Here is a 17,319-nt window from a genome sequence, read left to right on the forward strand (position 1 = left end):
GGGGCGCTCCGTACCGCGTCCGCGTCCCCGGTCCGGAACCACCCGCGGACCGGCCGGAAGGCTCCCGCCGGCCCCGGATACGCCCGCCCTGGATCCGCTCGCGCGGTGTCCCGGGCCGGCGTGCTCCGTCACTCCGGCGAGGAGGACGCCTTGGCCGAGGACGCCTTCTTGGTGGCGGCCGTCTTCTTCGCGGCGGAGGTGCTCGTACTTGTCTTCTTCGCCGCGGTCTTGGCGGCCGCCTTCTTCGCCGGTGCCTTCTTGGCCGCGGTCTTCGTGGCGGCGGCCTTGGCGGGGGCCTTCTTCGCCGTCTTCTTCACCGGGCCCTTCGCCCGCTTCTCCGCCAGCAGTTCGTAGCCGCGCTCGGGCGTGATGGTCTCCACGTCGTCCTCGCGCCGCAGCGTCGCGTTGGTCTCCCCGTCGGTGACGTACGGGCCGAAGCGGCCGTCCTTGACCACCACGGGACGCTCGCTGACCGGGTCGGTGCCCAGCTCCTTCAGCGGCGGCTTGGCGGCGGCGCGGCCCCGCGCCTTCGGCTGGGCGTAGATCGCCAGCGCCTGGTCGAGGGTGATCGTGAAGAGCTGGTCCTCGCTCTCCAGCGACCGCGAGTCGGTGCCGCGCTTGAGGTACGGCCCGTAGCGGCCGTTCTGCGCGGTGATCTCCACGCCCTCCGGGTCGGTGCCGACCACGCGGGGCAGTGACATCAGCCGGAGCGCGTCCTCCAGGGTGACGGTGTCCAGGGACATCGACTTGAACAGCGACGCGGTACGCGGCTTGACCGCGTTCTTGCCGGTCTTGGGGGTGTCCTCGGGCAGCACCTCGGTGACGTACGGCCCGTAACGGCCGTCCTTGGCGACGATGGGGCGGCCGGTCTCCGGGTCGGTGCCCAGTTCGAAGTCGCCGGTGGGCCGGGCGAACAGCTCCTCGGCGTACTCCACGCCGAGCTCGTCCGGCGGCAGGTCGGCGGGCACGTCGGCGCGCTGGTGCCCCTCCTCGCCCTTGTCGCCGCGCTCGATGTACGGCCCGAACCGGCCGACGCGCAGCACGATTCCGTTGCCGACCGGGAAGGAGGAGATCTCGCGCGCGTCAATGGCGCCGAGGTCCTCGACCAGCTCCTTGAGGCCGCCGAGGTGGTCGCGGTGGCCGTTGCGGGCAGCGGCGGACGGCACGGCGTCGGTCATGCCCTCGTCGGAACCGAAGTAGAAGCGGCGCAGCCACGGCACGGACTGGGCCTCGCCGCGGGCGATCCGGTCGAGGTCGTCCTCCATGGAGGCGGTGAAGTCGTAGTCGACGAGCCGGCCGAAGTGCTTCTCCAGCAGGTTGACCACCGCGAAGGACAGGAAGGTGGGCACCAGGGCGGTGCCCTTCTTGAACACGTACCCGCGGTCCAGGATCGTGCCCAGGATGGTGGCGTACGTGGACGGGCGGCCGATCTCCCGCTCCTCCAGCTCCTTGACCAGCGACGCCTCGGTGTAGCGGGCGGGCGGCTTGGTGGAGTGGCCATCGGCGGTGATCTGCTCGACGGTCAGCGGGTCGCCCTGGGTGACCTGCGGCAGCCGGCGCTCGCGGTCGTCGAGCTCTGCGTTGGGGTCGTCGGCGCCCTCGACGTACGCCTTCAGGAAGCCGTGGAAGGTGATGATCTTGCCGGAGGCGGCGAACTCGGCGTCCCGGCCGTCGGCGGAGGTGCCGCCGACCCGCACGGTGACGGACTGGCCGACCGCGTCCTTCATCTGGGAGGCCACGGTCCGCATCCAGATCAGCTCGTAGAGCCGGAACTGGTCGCCGGTCAGGCCGGTCTCGGCGGGGGTGCGGAAGCGGTCGCCGGAGGGGCGGATCGCCTCGTGGGCCTCCTGCGCGTTCTTCACCTTGCCGGCGTACACCCGCGGCTTGTCCGGCAGGTAGCCGGCGCCGTAGAGCTGCGCCACCTGGGCGCGGGCCGCGGTGACCGCGGTCTCCGACAGCGTGGTGGAGTCGGTACGCATGTAGGTGATGAAGCCGTTCTCGTACAGCTTCTGGGCGACCTGCATGGTGGCCTTGGCGCCGAATCCGAGCTTGCGCGACGCCTCCTGCTGGAGGGTGGTGGTGCGGAAGGGCGCGTACGGGGAGCGGCGGTACGGCTTGGACTCCACGCCGCGCACCTCGAACCGGCTGTCCGCCAGTGCGGCGGCCAGGGCGCGGGCGGCGGCCTCGTCCAGGTGCAGCACCTGGGCGCCCTGCTTGAGGGCGCCGGTGGCCGGGTCGAAGTCGCGGCCCTGGGCGACACGGCGGCCGTCCACGGCGGTGAGCCGCGCGGTGAGGGTGGACGGGTCGGAGGAATCGCCGCCCCGGCCGGTGCCGAAGGTGCCGACCAGGTCCCAGTACTCGGCCGTGTGGAAGGCCATCCGCTCGCGCTCGCGCTCGACGACCAGACGCGTGGCGACGGACTGCACGCGGCCCGCCGACAGCCGCGGCATGACCTTCTTCCACAGCACCGGGGAGACCTCGTAGCCGTACAGCCGGTCGAGGATGCGGCGGGTCTCCTGGGCGTCGACCAGACGCTTGTTGAGTTCCCGCGGATTGCGGACGGCCTCCTGGATGGCGTCCTTGGTGATCTCGTGGAACACCATCCGGTGCACCGGAACCTTGGGCTTGAGGATTTCCTGCAAATGCCAGGCGATGGCCTCGCCCTCACGGTCCTCGTCAGTGGCCAGGAATAGCTCGTCCGACTCCTTGAGAAGATCCTTGAGCTTCTTGACCTGTGCCTTCTTGTCGGCGTTGACGACGTAGATCGGCTGGAAATCGCTGTCCACATTGACGCCGAGGCGCGCCCAGGGCTGGCCCTTGTACTCCGCCGGCACTTCGGCGGCCCCGTTGGGGAGGTCGCGGATGTGCCCGACGCTGGCCTCGACGACATAGCCGGGGCCCAGGTAGCCCTTGATCGTCTTCGCCTTGGCGGGCGACTCGACGATCACGAGTCGGCGTCCGCCTGGTGCGGTCTCGCGGGTCGGGGACAACTTCGCTCTTCTCTCCGGGTCGAAGGGGTGTCGCTGCGGAGTGTGACCGTACCTCCCGGCCCCGTGTCAAACGGGGAAAGTCCACAACGCCACTCGAACGGTAACCCGATGTATGTTCTAACCATTACAGTACACACCGTCGGGGTCCCCATGAAGGCTACGTCGACATGGCAGATCGCGCGTGAATTCACCCACGCCGACCGCCACAGCGACCACCGCTGCGCACCGGACACCGCACCGCTCGGTGCCGCGCCTGCCGACAATGCCACACCGCCGGGGAGTGCCGCCGAGGGGGTCCGCGAGCGGGCCGCCGCCGGGCGGCAGAGCGGCGGTCACCGCCGCTTCGGGTGGCTGGCCGGGGACCTCACGGGCGGCCGTCCGCACAATCACCTGCTCGATCCCGCCGAGTCGCCCTACCTGCGCGGCGCAATTGAAATGATCATGGCAGGCAAGTCGGAGCAGACGGTCAGCCGGTGGCTCGCCGAGCAGGGGGTGCCGACCGTCAGGGGCGGCATCTGGACCGGTACGACCGTCCGGAACATGGTCAGCAATCCGGCGGTGTGCGGTTACCGCATCCTTGGCGGCGAACTCGTCCGCGACCCCGCCACGGGAGAGCCGGTGGTGGGCGGCTGGGAGACGATCGCCACACCGCAGGAGTGGCTGCGGGTGATGCGCCGGTACGAGCGGGGGCGCACGCCGGGCGCGGCAAAGCGCGCCGCGAATGCTTCCGATGCCTCAGGTGGCCCAGATGCCCCAGGCACATCGGGCGTCTCCGGTGCCTCGGGCCCTTCCGGCCCCTCCGGCGCCCGCGGGAAGGGCCCGCAGGGCCGCAAGTACGTCCTGTCGGGCTTCCTGCGCTGCGGCCGCCCCGGCGCCGACGGGCGGGAGTGCGGCGCCACCCTGGTGGGCAACCCCGTCACCCGGGGCACCCCGCACGGCTCGTACGCCTGCGCCTCGGGCAGCTGCCGCGGGCTCGCCCGCCGGATGGACCTGGTGGACGCGACGATCACCGCAATGGTGCTGGACGAGCTGGAGCGGCGGTACGGCAGCGGCCCCGGCGAGCCCGGCACCTGGCCGGATCCGCTGCTCGGCGGCTTCACCCGGCAGCGGTGGACGGAGTTCGACCTGCGGCAGAAGCGGATCGCGATCTCCGCGGTGATCGAGCGCGTGGTCGTACGCCCGCTTCCCGAGGGGCGCTCGACACGCGCCCCTTTCGATCCCGCGCTTCTGGACGTCCGCTGGACGCCTCGGCCGGCCCCGGAAGAGTGACCGGACCCGGCACCCAGACGGCCCGGTGGTGACCGGAACGACCGCGCCCCTTGGGACGCAGCCGGCCGTACGGTCGTACAGTCGCCCTGACGGGAGCAGGGGTCGCGGGGCACACCCCCGGGCGGGGCCGAATGGGGGGACGGATGTCCGGATCCGCGCAGGCGCGGCGCGGGCCCGCCGTACTGCGGCACCCGGCCGTGGCGCCGCTGGCCACCCTGGCCGCCGGCGCCGCCGCGGCGTACGGGCTCTACGGCACCGACCCCCACCAGGGCGGCCACTGGCTGCCGCGGTGCCCGTTCAACTGGGCGACCGGGCTGCTGTGCCCGGTGTGCGGCGGCACCCGGCTCGCGTACGACCTGCTGCACCGCGAGCCGGTGCGCGCCTTCCACGAGAACGCGCTGCTGTTCGTGCTGCTCCCGGTGATCGCCTGGGCAGGTGGCCGCTGGCTCGCCGAGGGGCTGCGCGGGCGCCATTGGCGGCTGGTGCTCGGCGTCAGGGCGCAGCAGGCGCTGCTGGTCGCCGCCGTGGCGTGGACGGTGGTACGGAACCTGTACTGACCCGCCGGCCGTTGCGCGCCCGGCGACTGAGCCGGCCGGCTCAGTCGCCGACCGGCTCCAGGAAGCCCTGCTCGACCAGCAGCCGGATCGACTCGGGCGTACGGTCGCGCAGCACCACCGGGTCCTCGCCGAGAAGCTGGGCGATGGCGTCCACGATCCGCCCGGCGGGCAGGCTGCCGTCGCACACCCCGGCGAAACCCGCGCCCACTGTGTCGACTTTCGTCGCCCGCCGCATTCCGTGCGCCGAACGCAGCACCACGTGCTCGGGGTCCTCGGCGCCGGGCAGCCCCACCTGCTCCTGCACGACGTCGGGAGCGAGCACGAACCGTGCGCCGAGCAACGCCGCGTCGTCATGGGCGCGCAGGAAGTCCTGCCGGGCGAACCAGCCCGCGATGTGCGGGCCGAGCGGCTGCTCGACCGCGTGCGGCCACTCCTCGACAGTGACCGACGGCTGGTCAGCGCCGGACTTGCGCACCGTGATCCAGCCGAAGCCGATACCGCTCACCTTGCCGCGCTCGAAAGCGTCCAGCCAGGCGTCGTAACGCGCCGCGTACGCCGCCGGGTCGCCGCGGTGGTCGCCGCTGTCGCGCAGCCACAATTCGGCGTATTCGGCGACGTCCTGCACCTCGCGCTGCACGATCCAGGCGTCGCAGCCGGCCGGCACCCAGGAGGCGAGCCGGTCACGCCAGTCCTGGCCCTCGACGTGCTGCCAGTTGGCCAGGAGCTGGCAGAAACCGCCGTCATTGAGGTGGTCGGCGCTGCGCCGCACCAAGGTGCGGCACAACTCGTCGCCGGCCATTCCGCCGTCCCGGTACGTGAGCCGCTCACCGGCCCCCTCGGGGGAGATCACGAAAGGCGGGTTGGAGACGATCAGGTCGTACCGGTCCTCGCCGACCGGCTCGAACAGGCTGCCCTGGCGCAGATCGGGCTCGCGGGCGCCGGACAAAGCGAGCGTCAAGGCGGCGAATCGCAGGGCGCGGGGGTTGAGGTCGGTGGCCGTGACCTGGGTGGCGTGCCGGGAGGCGTGCAGCGCCTGGACGCCGGATCCGGTGCCGAGGTCGAGCGCGGAGGTCACCGGGGTGCGCACGGTGATCCCGGCCAGCGTCGTGGAGGCGCCCCCGACACCGAGCACCAGGTCGGCGCGCGCCGCGGCCGGGGCGGTCCCGGCCCCGCCCCCGATGCCGGCCGCGCCGCCCACCGAGCAGCCCAGGTCGGAGACGATCCACCAGTCCTCGCCGCCGTCGCCGGCGTAGGGGCGTACGTCCACGGTGGCGCGTACCTCGTCGCCGTCGCGCTGCAGCCAGCCGTCGGCCTCGTACCGGTCGAGGTGCTTCAGTGCGGCGGCGGCCCGGTCGCGGCGGACCGGGCGCTGGAGCAGGAAGAGCCGGACCAGCGTCTCCAGCGGGCTGCCGCCCCTGGTGGCGCGCAGGGCGGGCACGGTCTCGGCACGGGAGAGCGCGGCATAGGCGACGGCGCCCAGCAGGTCCAGGCAGCCGTCGGCGGTGAAGGCGGCGGCCCGCAGGTCGTCACGCAGCAGGGCGGCACCGGCGGGGGTGGGGAGGGGCGTACTCACGGCGCCATTGTCGCGGACGCGGGTCCGGGCGGCGGCGCGGGACGACGCCAGAGGTGCGGGCCGGCCTCCGGAAGGGTCAGGAAGCGGGGGAACGTCCATTGCGACGGCGGCTGTGTTCCGAGGCTGATGGCGTCTCGGGGCGGAGGCGTCCTGAGCCGACGCGTCCCGAGCCGGAGGGCGTCCTAGGAGGCGGAGGCTGTCGCGGAAGCCGTGGATGAGGGAGCCGAGGGGGCGGACGGGCCGGATATCTTCTGGCAGCCGGGCTGCTTGGCCAGGGCCTTGCCCATGTCGCCGACATTGAGCGTCTTGAGCTGCTGCTGCCCCTGGGCGATGGTCCCGTTGAGGCCGGCGGACAACGAGGAGAGGCCGTCGGCGAACTTCTGGCGGTCCGAGGTGTCCAGGGCGTCGGCCTGCTTCTTCAGGTCCGCGTACTTGCCGGACAGGGCGGTGAAGGCGGCGACGGCGTTCTTCTGGTATTGGGGGCCGTCGCTGCCCGGCGCCGGGTCGGCCGCGTTGAATATGCCCGCGAGCGAGGTGAAGGCCGCCGAGACCGCCTGGAAGTTCTGCGAATCGGCTGCCTTGACGGTCTTCGGGTCGGCGTTGCCCGGCACCTTGCTGAGCACCGTACCCGCCTCATTGATGCGCGAGAACTGGGTGGCGGCCTGGTCGCACACGCCCTTCGACCAGGTGTCGCGTTTCTTGCCGGTGCTGTCGCCGCCGCATCCCGTGAGCGCCAGCAGCAGCGCCGTACCGCCGCACAGCGCTGCCGAGAGCTTGGTGGTCGCCTTCACCGGTCCGTCCCTTCGCCGCCCTTGCCCGTGACGTGCGCACCGGGCGCACGTCCGGCCCCGGAACATACACGGAGGTCGGGGGGCGACCACGAATCCCCGGGGCGGATGAGACCGTATTGATACGATTTTCCGTCGTTCTTCACAGTGGCCCGCCGCGGGACCGCACCCTCCAGGGAGTGGGCCGGGCGGCGGGCCGGGCAGGTGATCGGACGCGCGATCGGGCGGCGATCGGACGAGTCGGCGGGGCGGCGGTCAGGCCGGCACCGTGTGGCCCTTCTCCGAGGGCGCGGGACTGCCTCCCTCGCCGTTGTCGCCGCCGCTCTGGTCGCCCATGGCGATCCCGCGGCGCTTGGAGACGAACACCGCGGCGATGATCACCGCGATCGCCAGGACGGCGACGGTGACGCGGACGGCCAGGTTGGAGTCCACGCCGTAACTGAACTTCACGATGGCCGGCGCGATCAGCAGCGCCACCAGGTTCATCACCTTCAGCAGCGGGTTGATGGCCGGGCCGGCGGTGTCCTTGAAGGGGTCGCCCACGGTGTCGCCGATGACGGTGGCGGCATGGGCGTCGCTTCCTTTGCCGCCGTGATGACCGTCCTCGACCAGCTTCTTGGCGTTGTCCCAGGCGCCACCGGAGTTGGCCAGGAACACCGCCATCAAGGTGCCCGCGCCGATTGCTCCCGCCAGGTAGGAGGCGAGCGAACCGATGCCGAAGGTGAAGCCGACCGCGACCGGCGCCAGGACCGCGAGCAGCCCGGGAGTGGCCAGTTCGCGCAGCGCGTCCTTGGTGCAGATGTCGACCACCCGGCCGTACTCCGGTGTCTCGCTGCCGTCCATGATCCCCGGATGGTCACGGAACTGGCGGCGCACCTCGTAGACCACCGAACCGGCGGAGCGGGAGACGGCGCTGATGGCCAGGCCCGAGAAGAGGAAGACGACGGACGCGCCGAGGAGCAGGCCCACCAGGTTGTTGGGCTGGGAGATGTCGAAGGAGAGCCAGCGGGCGTCGGACGCGGCCGGATGGGCCTTGGCCACGGCGGTGTCGATGGCCTCCTTGAAGGAGCCGAACAGGGCGGTGGCGGCCAGCACCGCGGTGGCGATGGCGATGCCCTTGGTGATGGCCTTGGTGGTGTTGCCGACCGCGTCGAGGTCGGTGAGCACCTGCGCGCCCTCGCCGTGCACGTCGCCCGACATCTCGGCGATGCCCTGGGCGTTGTCGGAGACCGGGCCGAAGGTGTCCATGGCGACGATGACGCCGACGGTGGTGAGCAGTCCGGTGCCGGCCAGCGCCACCGCGAACAGCGCGAGCCAGATCGAGGTGCCGCCGAGCAGGAAGGCGCCGTAGACGGACAGGCCGATCAGCACCGCCGAGTACACCGCCGACTCCAGGCCGAGCGAGACGCCGGACAGGATCACGGTGGCCGGGCCGGTCAGGGAGGTCTTGCCGACGTCCCGGACCGGGCGCCGGGCGGTCTCGGTGAAGTAGCCGGTGAGCTGCTGGATCAGGGCGGCCAGCACGATGCCGATGGCCACCGCCACGATCGCCAGGGTGCGCGGGTCGCCGGGGTGGCTTGAGATGTCGCTGCCGACGCCTTTGAGGCGGGCGTAGGAGGACGGCAGGTACGAGTACACGGCGATCGCCACGCCGGCCAGCGAGATCACCGCCGAGATGAAGAAGCCGCGGTTGATGGCGCTCATCCCGCCACGATCGGAGCGGCGCGGGGCCACCGCGAAAATCCCCACCATGGCGGTGAGGACGCCGATGGCCGGGATGAGCAGCGGAAACGCGAGGCCGGCGTTGCCGAAGGCGACCTTGCCCAGGATGAGCGCGGCCACCAGGGTCACCGCGTACGACTCGAACAGGTCGGCGGCCATGCCGGCGCAGTCGCCGACGTTGTCGCCCACGTTGTCCGCGATGGTGGCGGCGTTGCGGGGGTCGTCCTCGGGGATGCCCTTCTCGACCTTGCCGACCAGGTCGGCCCCGACGTCCGCCGCCTTGGTGAAGATGCCGCCGCCGACCCTCATGAACATCGCCAGCAGCGCGGCGCCGAAGCCGAACCCTTCGAGGACTTTGGGGGCGTTGGCCGCGTAGATCAGGACGACCACGGACGCGCCGAGCAGGCCGAGCCCGACGGTGAACATGCCGACCACCCCGCCGGTCCTGAATGCGATCTTCATGGCCCGGTGGGAAACGAGGGTGAGATCTTTGGCGGGTTCACCGGGTTCCGGTGTTGCCGCACGCGCGGCGGCGGCGACCCGCACATTGCTGCGGACCGCGAGCCGCATTCCGGTATATCCGGTGACCGCGGAGAAGATCGCGCCCACCAGAAAGAAGATCGATCGGCCGATTCGCTGCGATGTATTGTCCGAAGGCAGCAGCATGAGCAGGAAGAACGCGACGACTGCGAAGATCCCCAGAGTGCGGAACTGCCGTGCGAGATAGGCATTGGCGCCTTCCTGCACGGCAGCGGCGATCTTCTTCATGCGATCGGAACCCTCGTCCGCCGCGAGCACCTGACGGACCAGCACCGCGGCGACCGCGAGCGCGGCCAGCGCAACGGCCGCGATGATCCATATCAGCGCCCGGTTGCCGCTGGTCAAAACCGGCGCCGCGGCAAGCGTGGAGTGAGGGGTGAGTGGCCCCGCCATTCGTCCTCCTTGACGTTTGGCGCATGGGCGTGCGGCTCTCCTGGCGGCCTCCTACGGCTGTTTCAAGCCGCGCGGGCTGATCAAGCCGCGCGCTCAGGCGAGCTGAGCAAGATGGACGGATTGTAGGGAGCACCCGATGATCAAAAAAGAGTGCCCGTAAGGAATTCCCACGGTAAAGGAAGAGAGGGGATTTTGCGCGGCAGCAAATTGGGGGAGAGCCGCTCGGCGCGGGCCACGGGTGCGGGCGTACGGATGTCACGGGCGGCCGGGCGCAGAAGGGCGCGAGCCGCCGGCCCGCTCAGAGGGGCCGCGGCAGTGGCCGCAGTGGCCGGAGGCCCCAGTCGCAGTGGCCGGAGGGCTGCGTAAGGGCTACGGAGCGACCGTGGGCCAGCTCATGCGGATGACGCCGCCCTTGTCGCCGTCGAGGACCTCGAAGTCGTCGACGAGGCCGCTGATCACGGCCAGGCCCATCTCGCCCTCGTCGTCGGCGGCGTCGTCGGGACCGTCGGGTGCGGAGCCGGAGGCAGTGCCGGGCACCTCGTCGGCCACCTCGATGGAGAACTTCTTCTCGTCCTCGGTGAGGCGCACCTGTACGGGCGCCTCCACCCCGTTGCTTCGGTGCAGGCCGACGGCCCGGCTGCAGGCCTCGCCCACCGCCAGCCGCACCTCGTCGAGAGCCGCCTCGTCCACCCCCGCCCTGCGCGCCACGGCCGCTGCCACGAGCCGTGCGGTGCGCACGTGCTCCGGCTGGGCGCTGAAGAGCAGTTCTACGGTGGGCATGGTCCCCCTCCGGTCCTGTGGGTGGGCACAACAGGGGCCCGGACGGGCGGTCCGCCCGGTGCCCCTCTCGGGCGACGTGGTCCGAGTCGTCGGCCGGTCGTCAGTCGGTCGCCGCGACAGCCTCGTCGACCGAGGTGTGGATGGGGAACACCTTGGTCAGACCGGTGATACGGAAAATCTTCAGGATGCGCTCCTGGTTGCACACCAGACGCAGCGATCCCTCGTGCGCACGCACCCGCTTCAGCCCGCCGACGAGCACGCCCAGGCCGGTGGAGTCGAGGAAGTCAACGCCCTCCATGTCCACGACCAAGTGGTAACTCCCGTCGTTAACGAGCTCCACCAGCTGCTCCCGCAGCTTGGGTGCGGTGTACACATCAATCTCGCCACCGACCTCGACGATCGTGCGATCGCCGACGGTTCGGGTCGACAGGGACAGGTCCACGGATCCTCCAGCACCTTGCATCGACGCGGCGCCCCCAGGGGCCTCCCCACCGACGGTAGCGGGGGCACCTCCCCAACCGGCGGCAGGGGAAGCAGCGGCAGCCGCGATGGCATTCAATCACTTCGCGGTGGGCCTGCACGACGCCTTACTGCGATTGTCCGTCACACCGGTGACACACTGAGTGCCGATGGCCCAGGATCATCTTCCGCAGTCGGCGCACGGCCGCCCGTCCCCCCGTACCGCTCTGGAGCGGCTCACGGCGGGGGCGGACCGCGCCGTACGCATCACCCATACGGAGCACCTGCCCCCGCGGGTCGGCCGTCATGCATCCTGGCCGGACTCCATCCGGCCCGAAGTCGTCGCCGCCATCGCCGCCGCCGGAATCGACCGGCCGTGGGAGCACCAGGCGCTCGCCGCAGGTCACGCGGCCCGCGGCGAATCCGTGGTGGTGGCCACGGGCACCGCGTCGGGCAAGTCGCTGGCGTATCTGGCGCCGGTGCTCAGCGCGCTGCTGGACGGCGCCGAGCAGGGGCGCGGGACCGCCGCCGGACGGGGCGCCACGGCCTTGTACCTGGCGCCCACCAAGGCGCTGGCCGCCGACCAGCGCCGCGCGGTCGGCGCCCTTGCCGCGCCCCTGGGCACGGCGGTCCGGCCGGCGGTCTACGACGGCGACACGCCCTTCGAGGAACGCGAGTGGGTGCGCCAGTACGCCAGCTATGTGCTCACCAACCCGGACATGCTGCACCGCGGCATCCTGCCCGCCCACGCCCGCTGGTCCTCCTTCCTGCGCAGCCTGCGCTACGTCGTGATCGACGAGTGCCACACCTACCGCGGGGTCTTCGGCTCGCACGTCGCCCAGGTGCTGCGCCGGCTGCGGCGGGTGTGCGCTCGTTACGGCGCCGAGCCCGTCTTCGTGCTCGCCTCCGCGACGGCCGCCGACCCCGGGCGCTCCGCGACCCTGCTCACCGGGGTGCCGGTCGCCGAGGTCACCGAGGACACCTCGCCGCGCGGCGAACTCGCCTTCGCACTGTGGGAGCCGCCGCTCACCGAACTGTCCGGCGAGCACGGCGCCCCCGTGCGGCGCACCGCCACCGCCGAGTCCGCCGAGCTCCTCACCGACCTGGTGCTCCAGGGCGTGCGCACCGTCGCCTTCGTCCGCTCCCGGCGGGGGGCGGAACTCGTCGCCCTGATCGCCCAGGAACGCCTCGCCGAGATCGACTCCGCCCTGCCCGGCCGGGTCGCCGCCTATCGCGGCGGCTACCTCCCGGAGGAACGGCGCACCCTCGAACGCGACCTGCACTCCGGCCGCCTCCTCGGTCTCGCCTCCACCTCCGCGCTGGAACTGGGCGTGGACGTCTCCGGCCTCGACGCGGTCCTGCTGGCCGGCTACCCGGGCACCCGCGCCTCGCTGTGGCAGCAGGCGGGCCGGGCCGGCCGTACCGGACAAGGCGCCCTGGCAGTCATGGTCGGCCGCGACGACCCCCTGGACACGTATCTCGTCCACCACCCCGAGGCGATCTTCGAACGGCCCGTCGAGTCCACCGTGCTCGACCCCGACAACCCGTACGTCCTCGCCCCGCACCTGTGCGCGGCCGCCGCCGAGCTGCCGCTCACCGACGACGACCTCGCCCTCTTCGGCCCCGAGGCCGCCTCTCTGGTGCCGCAACTCGAGCAGCGCGGCCTGCTGCGGCGACGGGCCGGCGGCTGGTACTGGACCCGGCGCGAGCGCGCCGCCGACCTCACCGACATCCGCGGCGAGGGCGGCCGGCCCGTCCAGGTCGTCGAGGCCGCCACCGGGCGCCTGCTGGGCACGGTGGACGCCTCCTCCGCCCACACCACGGTCCACGACGGCGCGGTCCACCTCCACCAGGGCCGTACGTACCTGGTCCGGCGCCTGGACCTGGACGACGGCGTCGCCCTGGTCGAACGCGCCGACCCGCCGTACTCCACCATGGCCCGCGACACCACCGATGTGCGCGTCCTGTCCGACGAGCTGGAGGAACCCTGGGGCGAGGCCCGGATCCACTTCGGCTCGGTGGAGGTGACCCATCAGGTGGTCTCCTACCTGCGTCGCCGGCTGCTGACCAACGAGGTGCTCGGCGAGACCAGGCTCGACCTGCCGCCGCGCACGCTGCGCACCCGCGCGGTGTGGTGGACGGTCACCGACTCCCAACTCGACGCCGCCCGCATCCACCCGGAGGAGCTGCCCGGCGCCCTGCACGCCGCCGAGCACGCCTCCATCGGCCTCCTCCCGCTCTTCGCCACCTGTGACCGCTGGGACATCGGCGGCGTGTCCATACCCCTGCACACCGACACCGGGCTGCCCACCGTCTTCGTCTACGACGGCCACCCCGGCGGCGCCGGCTTCGCCGAACGCGCCTTCCGCACCGCCCGCTCCTGGCTCGCCGCCACCCGGGAGGCCATCGCCTCCTGCGAATGCGAATTCGGCTGCCCCTCCTGCGTCCAGTCCCCCAAGTGCGGCAACGGCAACGACCCCCTCGACAAGGCCGCCGCGGTCCGCCTCCTCGACTGCCTCCTGGCGGCCGGAGCGAGCTCCGACGGCGCGGACGACGGCGGGGCCAACGCGGAGGCCGCGGACGCGGGTGACGCCCCGGGAGAGACGGGTACGGACGCCGGGGGCGAGCGCCGGGCGGACGACGGTCGGGGCCCCGCCCGCGGCCCGGGCCCCGGGGAGGGCGGGACGGGACCGGACCCGCAGGCGGCCGACACCGAGACCTCCGGAAACGGCCCAGGGCCGGGCGACTCCGTACCCGGCTCCCGGACGCCGGGCGGGCGCGGCTCGAAACGCGGCGGGAACGGGGCTGGGCGCCCCTCCCGCGGGGACAACTGAGCCGACCTGCGGCGGACCGGCCCGAGACCTCACCCGGGCCCTCCCGACGCCCACCACGACATCGGAGACCTCCCCCTGCACTTGGCAACTCGTGAGGACTGCGCCCTGGGCCCGGGCCACGCGTGCGGCAAGCTCGCACGCCGTGGCCCGGCCGTCTAGGGCGTGGTCGGCCGCGGCGAGGGCGGCCAGGTCCGCGGCGGCGCCCGCCCGGTGCCGGGCGATCACGGCGCGGTCCAGGTGCAGCACCGCCAGGAAGACCGCGATGAGCACGGCCATCAACCCCAGCGACCACACCGTGGCCGAGCCCCGGTCGTCATGGCGCGCCCTCATGGCCCCGCCCCTTGCGACGGCACCGCGTCCTCGGCGAGGGCCGCGGCCTCGGCGGCGAGCGGAACCGGATAACGCGGCACCGGCACCGTGACCCGCACCCGGACCAAGTCCCCGTCCCGCACCACCGTCACCCGCGCGCCGGCCGGGGCCGCCTCCTGGGCCATCCGCCGCACCACGTCCGGGGTCTCCGACCGGGCCGCCGCGCGGGCCCCGGCCCGCGCGGCGTCGATGCACCGGACCTGCGCGGCGGCTGCCATCAGGCCCCAGATCAGCAGCCCGGTGAGCGCCACCAGCACCGGGATCACCATCGCCGTCTCGGCCGTCACATAACCGCCGTCCCGCCCGCGTGGCCCGGAACGGCACCGCTCAGAACGGAACATGGAGCGCCTTCACGATCACCCCGGTGAGCGCCGACCGTACCGGCCCACTCGTCACGATCTTGTAGAGCACCGCCGCGAACCCGCACGCCGCGATCGTCCCCACCGCGTACTCAGCCGTACTCATCCCGGCGTCCGCCGCCGCACGGCACTGCCGCACCCGCCGGCCCAGCCATTCCACGAGCTTCTTCTTCATGATCATTTCCTCCTGTTGTGGTGTTTCTTCGGATGTGTTGGATCGATGTGATCTGTGTCCGTTGGTCTGTTCCATTGCGCAGGCCATGGGGGCGAAGTGACCGTGCGCTGTACCGGCCGGGGGCAACCGACCGCCACCCGGCGGCCGTTGAGCCGGGCCGGGATTCGGAAGCCGTGCGTACGGGCGTTCAGCCGGCCCGGCCGCCCAGCACCGTCCCGGCCAGGCCCATCACCACCGGTGCGACACCGACCAGCAGAAAGGCGGGCAGGAAGCACACCCCCAGGGGCGCGGTGGCCAGCACCGCGGCCTTCCGGGCCCGGCCGAGCGCCGAACGCGCCTGCGCCGCCCGGTAGTCGGCCGCCAACCGCGCCATCTCCGCGACGGGTGCCGTCCCGGTCGTGGAGGCCCGGGCCAGGCAGCGGCCCATCTCGTGGGCGCCGGGCACCCGGCCCAACCGCTCCCAGCACTCACCCGGGTCGGCTCCGAGCCGCAACTCGGCCCGCGCCCGTATCAGCGCCGCCCCGAGCGGCCCACCGAGGCACCGCCCCACGGCCCCGGCCGCCTCCCCGGGAGTCGCCCCGGCCGCGAGGCAGGCGGCCATCAGGTCGGCGCAGAGCGGCAGTTCGGCCGGATCGGGCCCGCCGCTCTCGACCTGCTCCGGCGTCGCCTGCTCGCGTCGTCCGAGCCACATCCTCAGCCCGATCCCGGCCACGACACCGCCCAGCAGGCCCGCCAACCCGCCGACCAGGACGGCAACTCCCGTACCCGCCCCGATCGCCGGCCCCCACTGCCGCAGCACGCGGCGCCCGCGACCCCGCTCCGCCCGTTCCGCGCCCGTCACTTCGGAGCCGCCGCGTTCGAAGGCCGCCCGGTCCGGGCTCGGGGTCGAACGTCCGTACTCGGAAGCCTCTCCCCCGGCCTGTGCCGCCCCCATCCGCACGGCGGCCGGCCCCGCGGAACCGGCCCGGACCCGGCGTACGGGACGCGCCGTCCCGACGCCACCACTTCGCCGAACACGCGGCCCGCTCCGCTGCCGCGCCCGCTTCGACGGCTCGCCGCTCGCCGTGCCGCCCGCGAGCCGCAAACCCGGCGCTCGCCCGTCCCTTGCCGACCCCGGCCAGGCGTCCTGGCCTTCCGGCGTCTCCTCGCGCGCAGCCCCGACTCCGGGCCACCGACCGGGCTGGCCGACACCACCGGTCCCGGACGAGCGGCCAGGAACTCGCTCGTCCCGCGCGTCCTCCCCGAGAGCCCCTCGGCCTCCCGCCATTCGGCGCAGGATCCCTCCGCCCGGCCGGCCCTTCTCCGCTGCCCGTTCGGCTCCGGCCCCCATCACCCCGCGGGCCCTCCACCGGGCCCTTGCGTCCCGCCACCTGGCGGCTGCGGCCAGGAGCGCCGCGAGGGTGCCGAGCAGAATCGCCGCCGTCATCCCCAGGCTGTGGACAAGCGCGCCGCTCATGACGGCCGCCGCTCCGGCGCCTCGACGGCGACCGTCCGCTTGGCCGTTCCGCCCTCGGCGCCCCGGATGATGCGGGTGGTCCAGGCCAGCCCGGCCCACTCCAGCAGCCCACCCGTGACGAGGCAGGCCATGCCCACGGGGGTGTGCAGCAGGATCTTCGGCGGGTCGGCGCCGAGCCCGGCTCCCAGTACCAGCCCGAACGCCGGCAGCAGCGAGAGCAGCACGGCGGTGGACCGGGGCCCAGCCAACTGTGCGCGCAGGTCGTCGCGTTGGTCGGCCTCGGCGCGCAGCGCGGCGGCCACGCGGTCCAGGGCCGCTGCAAGGCCCGCGCCGCCGTCCACGGCCACCTGCCAGCAGGCGGCGGCCGCCAGGAGCCCGTGGGCGCCCTCGTGGAGCCGTGACGCCTCACGCAGCGCCTCCGGCACGTCGCCGCTGAAGCGCGCCGCCGACAACAGCAGCCGTCCGGTCTCCGCGAGGTCGGGTGAGGCGGGCCAGCCCGCGGCCTCGACGGCGTCGCCCAGGGCCGTGTGCGGTGGCCGCCCGGCCCGCAGGTCCGCCGCCACCGCCCCGCACAGCGCGGCCACGGCCGTCACCCGGCGCTCCGCAGCGGCCCGCTCGGACCGCCGCCGCAACGCCCGCCCGGTCAGCGGAACCGCCACCGCGCCGGCCACCAGCGGCAACGGCGAACGGGTCACCAGCGCCAGCACCGCCCCGACCGGCAGGCACAACGCCTCCGGCCCGACCCCCGGCACCGGCCACCACGCCGGGCGCGCCCATGTTCGTGCCTCGGAGGCCTCGGAGCGTCCGCTGCCCGACCGCTCGGCCCTCGACCGCCGGTCACCATGAGGCCGCAGCAGGCCCGTACCGCCGGACCGGGAGGCGTCAACGCCCTCGGCACGCGGGCTTCCGGCGAGCGCGCCCGATGCGCCGCCTGCGCTGCCCGGGCCGTCATCGCTTCCCGCTCCGCCGGTCGGGTCCCCGTGCCCGTCCATGTCGGGCCGCCCCCGAGTCCGCAGCCATTGCCCGAGCCGAGCGGTCAACCGCGCCCAGGAGAC

13 protein-coding genes and 1 pseudogene are annotated in these 17,319 nt (G+C 73.1%); 3 read left to right on the forward strand and 11 right to left on the reverse strand.

What is annotated here, in order from left to right; all coding sequences use genetic code 11:
• Nucleotides 1-128 precede the first annotated feature (128 nt).
• Complete coding sequence (gene topA / locus ITX44_RS14450) at nt 129-2,990, reverse strand: type I DNA topoisomerase (protein WP_205357615.1); 2,862 nt, start codon at nt 2,988-2,990, stop codon at nt 129-131.
• Nucleotides 2,991-3,140: 150 nt separating this feature from the next.
• Between topA and ITX44_RS14455 the strand changes: the two genes are divergently transcribed.
• Both ITX44_RS14455 and ITX44_RS14460 read left to right on the forward strand, forming a co-directional pair.
• A complete protein-coding gene (locus ITX44_RS14455; RefSeq protein WP_205357616.1) occupies nt 3,141-4,259 on the forward strand; it encodes a recombinase family protein in 1,119 nt (372 codons plus the stop codon).
• 143 nt (nt 4,260-4,402) lie between these two features.
• Nucleotides 4,403-4,816: a DUF2752 domain-containing protein gene (locus tag ITX44_RS14460; protein WP_205357617.1), complete on the forward strand. Its 414-nt coding sequence runs from the start codon at nt 4,403-4,405 to the stop codon at nt 4,814-4,816.
• Nucleotides 4,817-4,856: 40 nt separating this feature from the next.
• On the opposite strand, the gene ITX44_RS14465 is transcribed toward ITX44_RS14460, so the two are convergent.
• From ITX44_RS14465 to bldG, 5 genes are all read right to left on the reverse strand, one after another.
• Nucleotides 4,857-6,389: a DUF7059 domain-containing protein gene (locus ITX44_RS14465; protein WP_307795273.1), complete on the reverse strand. Its 1,533-nt coding sequence runs from the start codon at nt 6,387-6,389 to the stop codon at nt 4,857-4,859.
• A 182-nt stretch (nt 6,390-6,571) separates the two neighbouring features.
• Entirely contained in the window at nt 6,572-7,180 is a 609-nt protein-coding gene (locus tag ITX44_RS14470; protein ID WP_205357619.1) for a small secreted protein, read from the reverse strand.
• Nucleotides 7,181-7,432: 252 nt separating this feature from the next.
• Nucleotides 7,433-9,832: a sodium-translocating pyrophosphatase gene (locus ITX44_RS14475; RefSeq protein WP_205357620.1), complete on the reverse strand. Its 2,400-nt coding sequence runs from the start codon at nt 9,830-9,832 to the stop codon at nt 7,433-7,435.
• A gap of 369 nt (nt 9,833-10,201) precedes the next feature.
• A complete protein-coding gene (locus ITX44_RS14480) occupies nt 10,202-10,612 on the reverse strand; it encodes an ATP-binding protein (protein ID WP_205357621.1) in 411 nt (136 codons plus the stop codon).
• Nucleotides 10,613-10,712: 100 nt separating this feature from the next.
• Nucleotides 10,713-11,054 carry an anti-sigma factor antagonist BldG gene (gene bldG, locus ITX44_RS14485; RefSeq protein ID WP_031520166.1) on the reverse strand — a complete coding sequence of 114 codons (342 nt, stop codon included), beginning with the start codon at nt 11,052-11,054 and terminating at the stop codon, nt 10,713-10,715.
• Between the two features lie 187 nt (nt 11,055-11,241).
• Between bldG and sftH the strand changes: the two genes are divergently transcribed.
• On the forward strand, nt 11,242-13,905 hold the full coding sequence (gene sftH / locus ITX44_RS14490) for a DEAD/DEAH box helicase (protein ID WP_205357622.1): 2,664 nt from the start codon (nt 11,242-11,244) through the stop codon (nt 13,903-13,905).
• 42 nt (nt 13,906-13,947) lie between these two features.
• Here the strand turns inward: sftH and ITX44_RS14495 are convergent.
• The 5 genes and pseudogenes from ITX44_RS14495 to ITX44_RS14515 form a co-directional block, all read right to left on the reverse strand.
• A pseudogene (locus ITX44_RS14495) lies at nt 13,948-14,235 on the reverse strand (Rv3654c family TadE-like protein); the annotation flags it as partial.
• Entirely contained in the window at nt 14,232-14,561 is a 330-nt protein-coding gene (locus tag ITX44_RS14500) for a TadE family type IV pilus minor pilin (protein ID WP_307795274.1), read from the reverse strand. The pseudogene ITX44_RS14495 and the gene ITX44_RS14500, both read right to left, overlap by 4 nt.
• Before the next feature lie 40 nt (nt 14,562-14,601).
• Entirely contained in the window at nt 14,602-14,808 is a 207-nt protein-coding gene (locus tag ITX44_RS14505) for a DUF4244 domain-containing protein (protein ID WP_205357624.1), read from the reverse strand.
• Nucleotides 14,809-14,995: 187 nt separating this feature from the next.
• Entirely contained in the window at nt 14,996-15,607 is a 612-nt protein-coding gene (locus tag ITX44_RS14510; RefSeq protein ID WP_307795275.1) for a type II secretion system F family protein, read from the reverse strand.
• A 653-nt stretch (nt 15,608-16,260) separates the two neighbouring features.
• Nucleotides 16,261-17,016 (reverse strand): type II secretion system F family protein, encoded by a 756-nt coding sequence (locus tag ITX44_RS14515; RefSeq protein ID WP_205357626.1) that lies wholly within the window; start codon nt 17,014-17,016, stop codon nt 16,261-16,263.
• Nucleotides 17,017-17,319 lie beyond the last annotated feature (303 nt).

The sequence above is a fragment of the Actinacidiphila acididurans genome, from assembly GCF_016918855.1.
Taxonomy (GTDB): Bacteria; Actinomycetota; Actinomycetes; order Streptomycetales; family Streptomycetaceae; genus Actinacidiphila; species Actinacidiphila acididurans.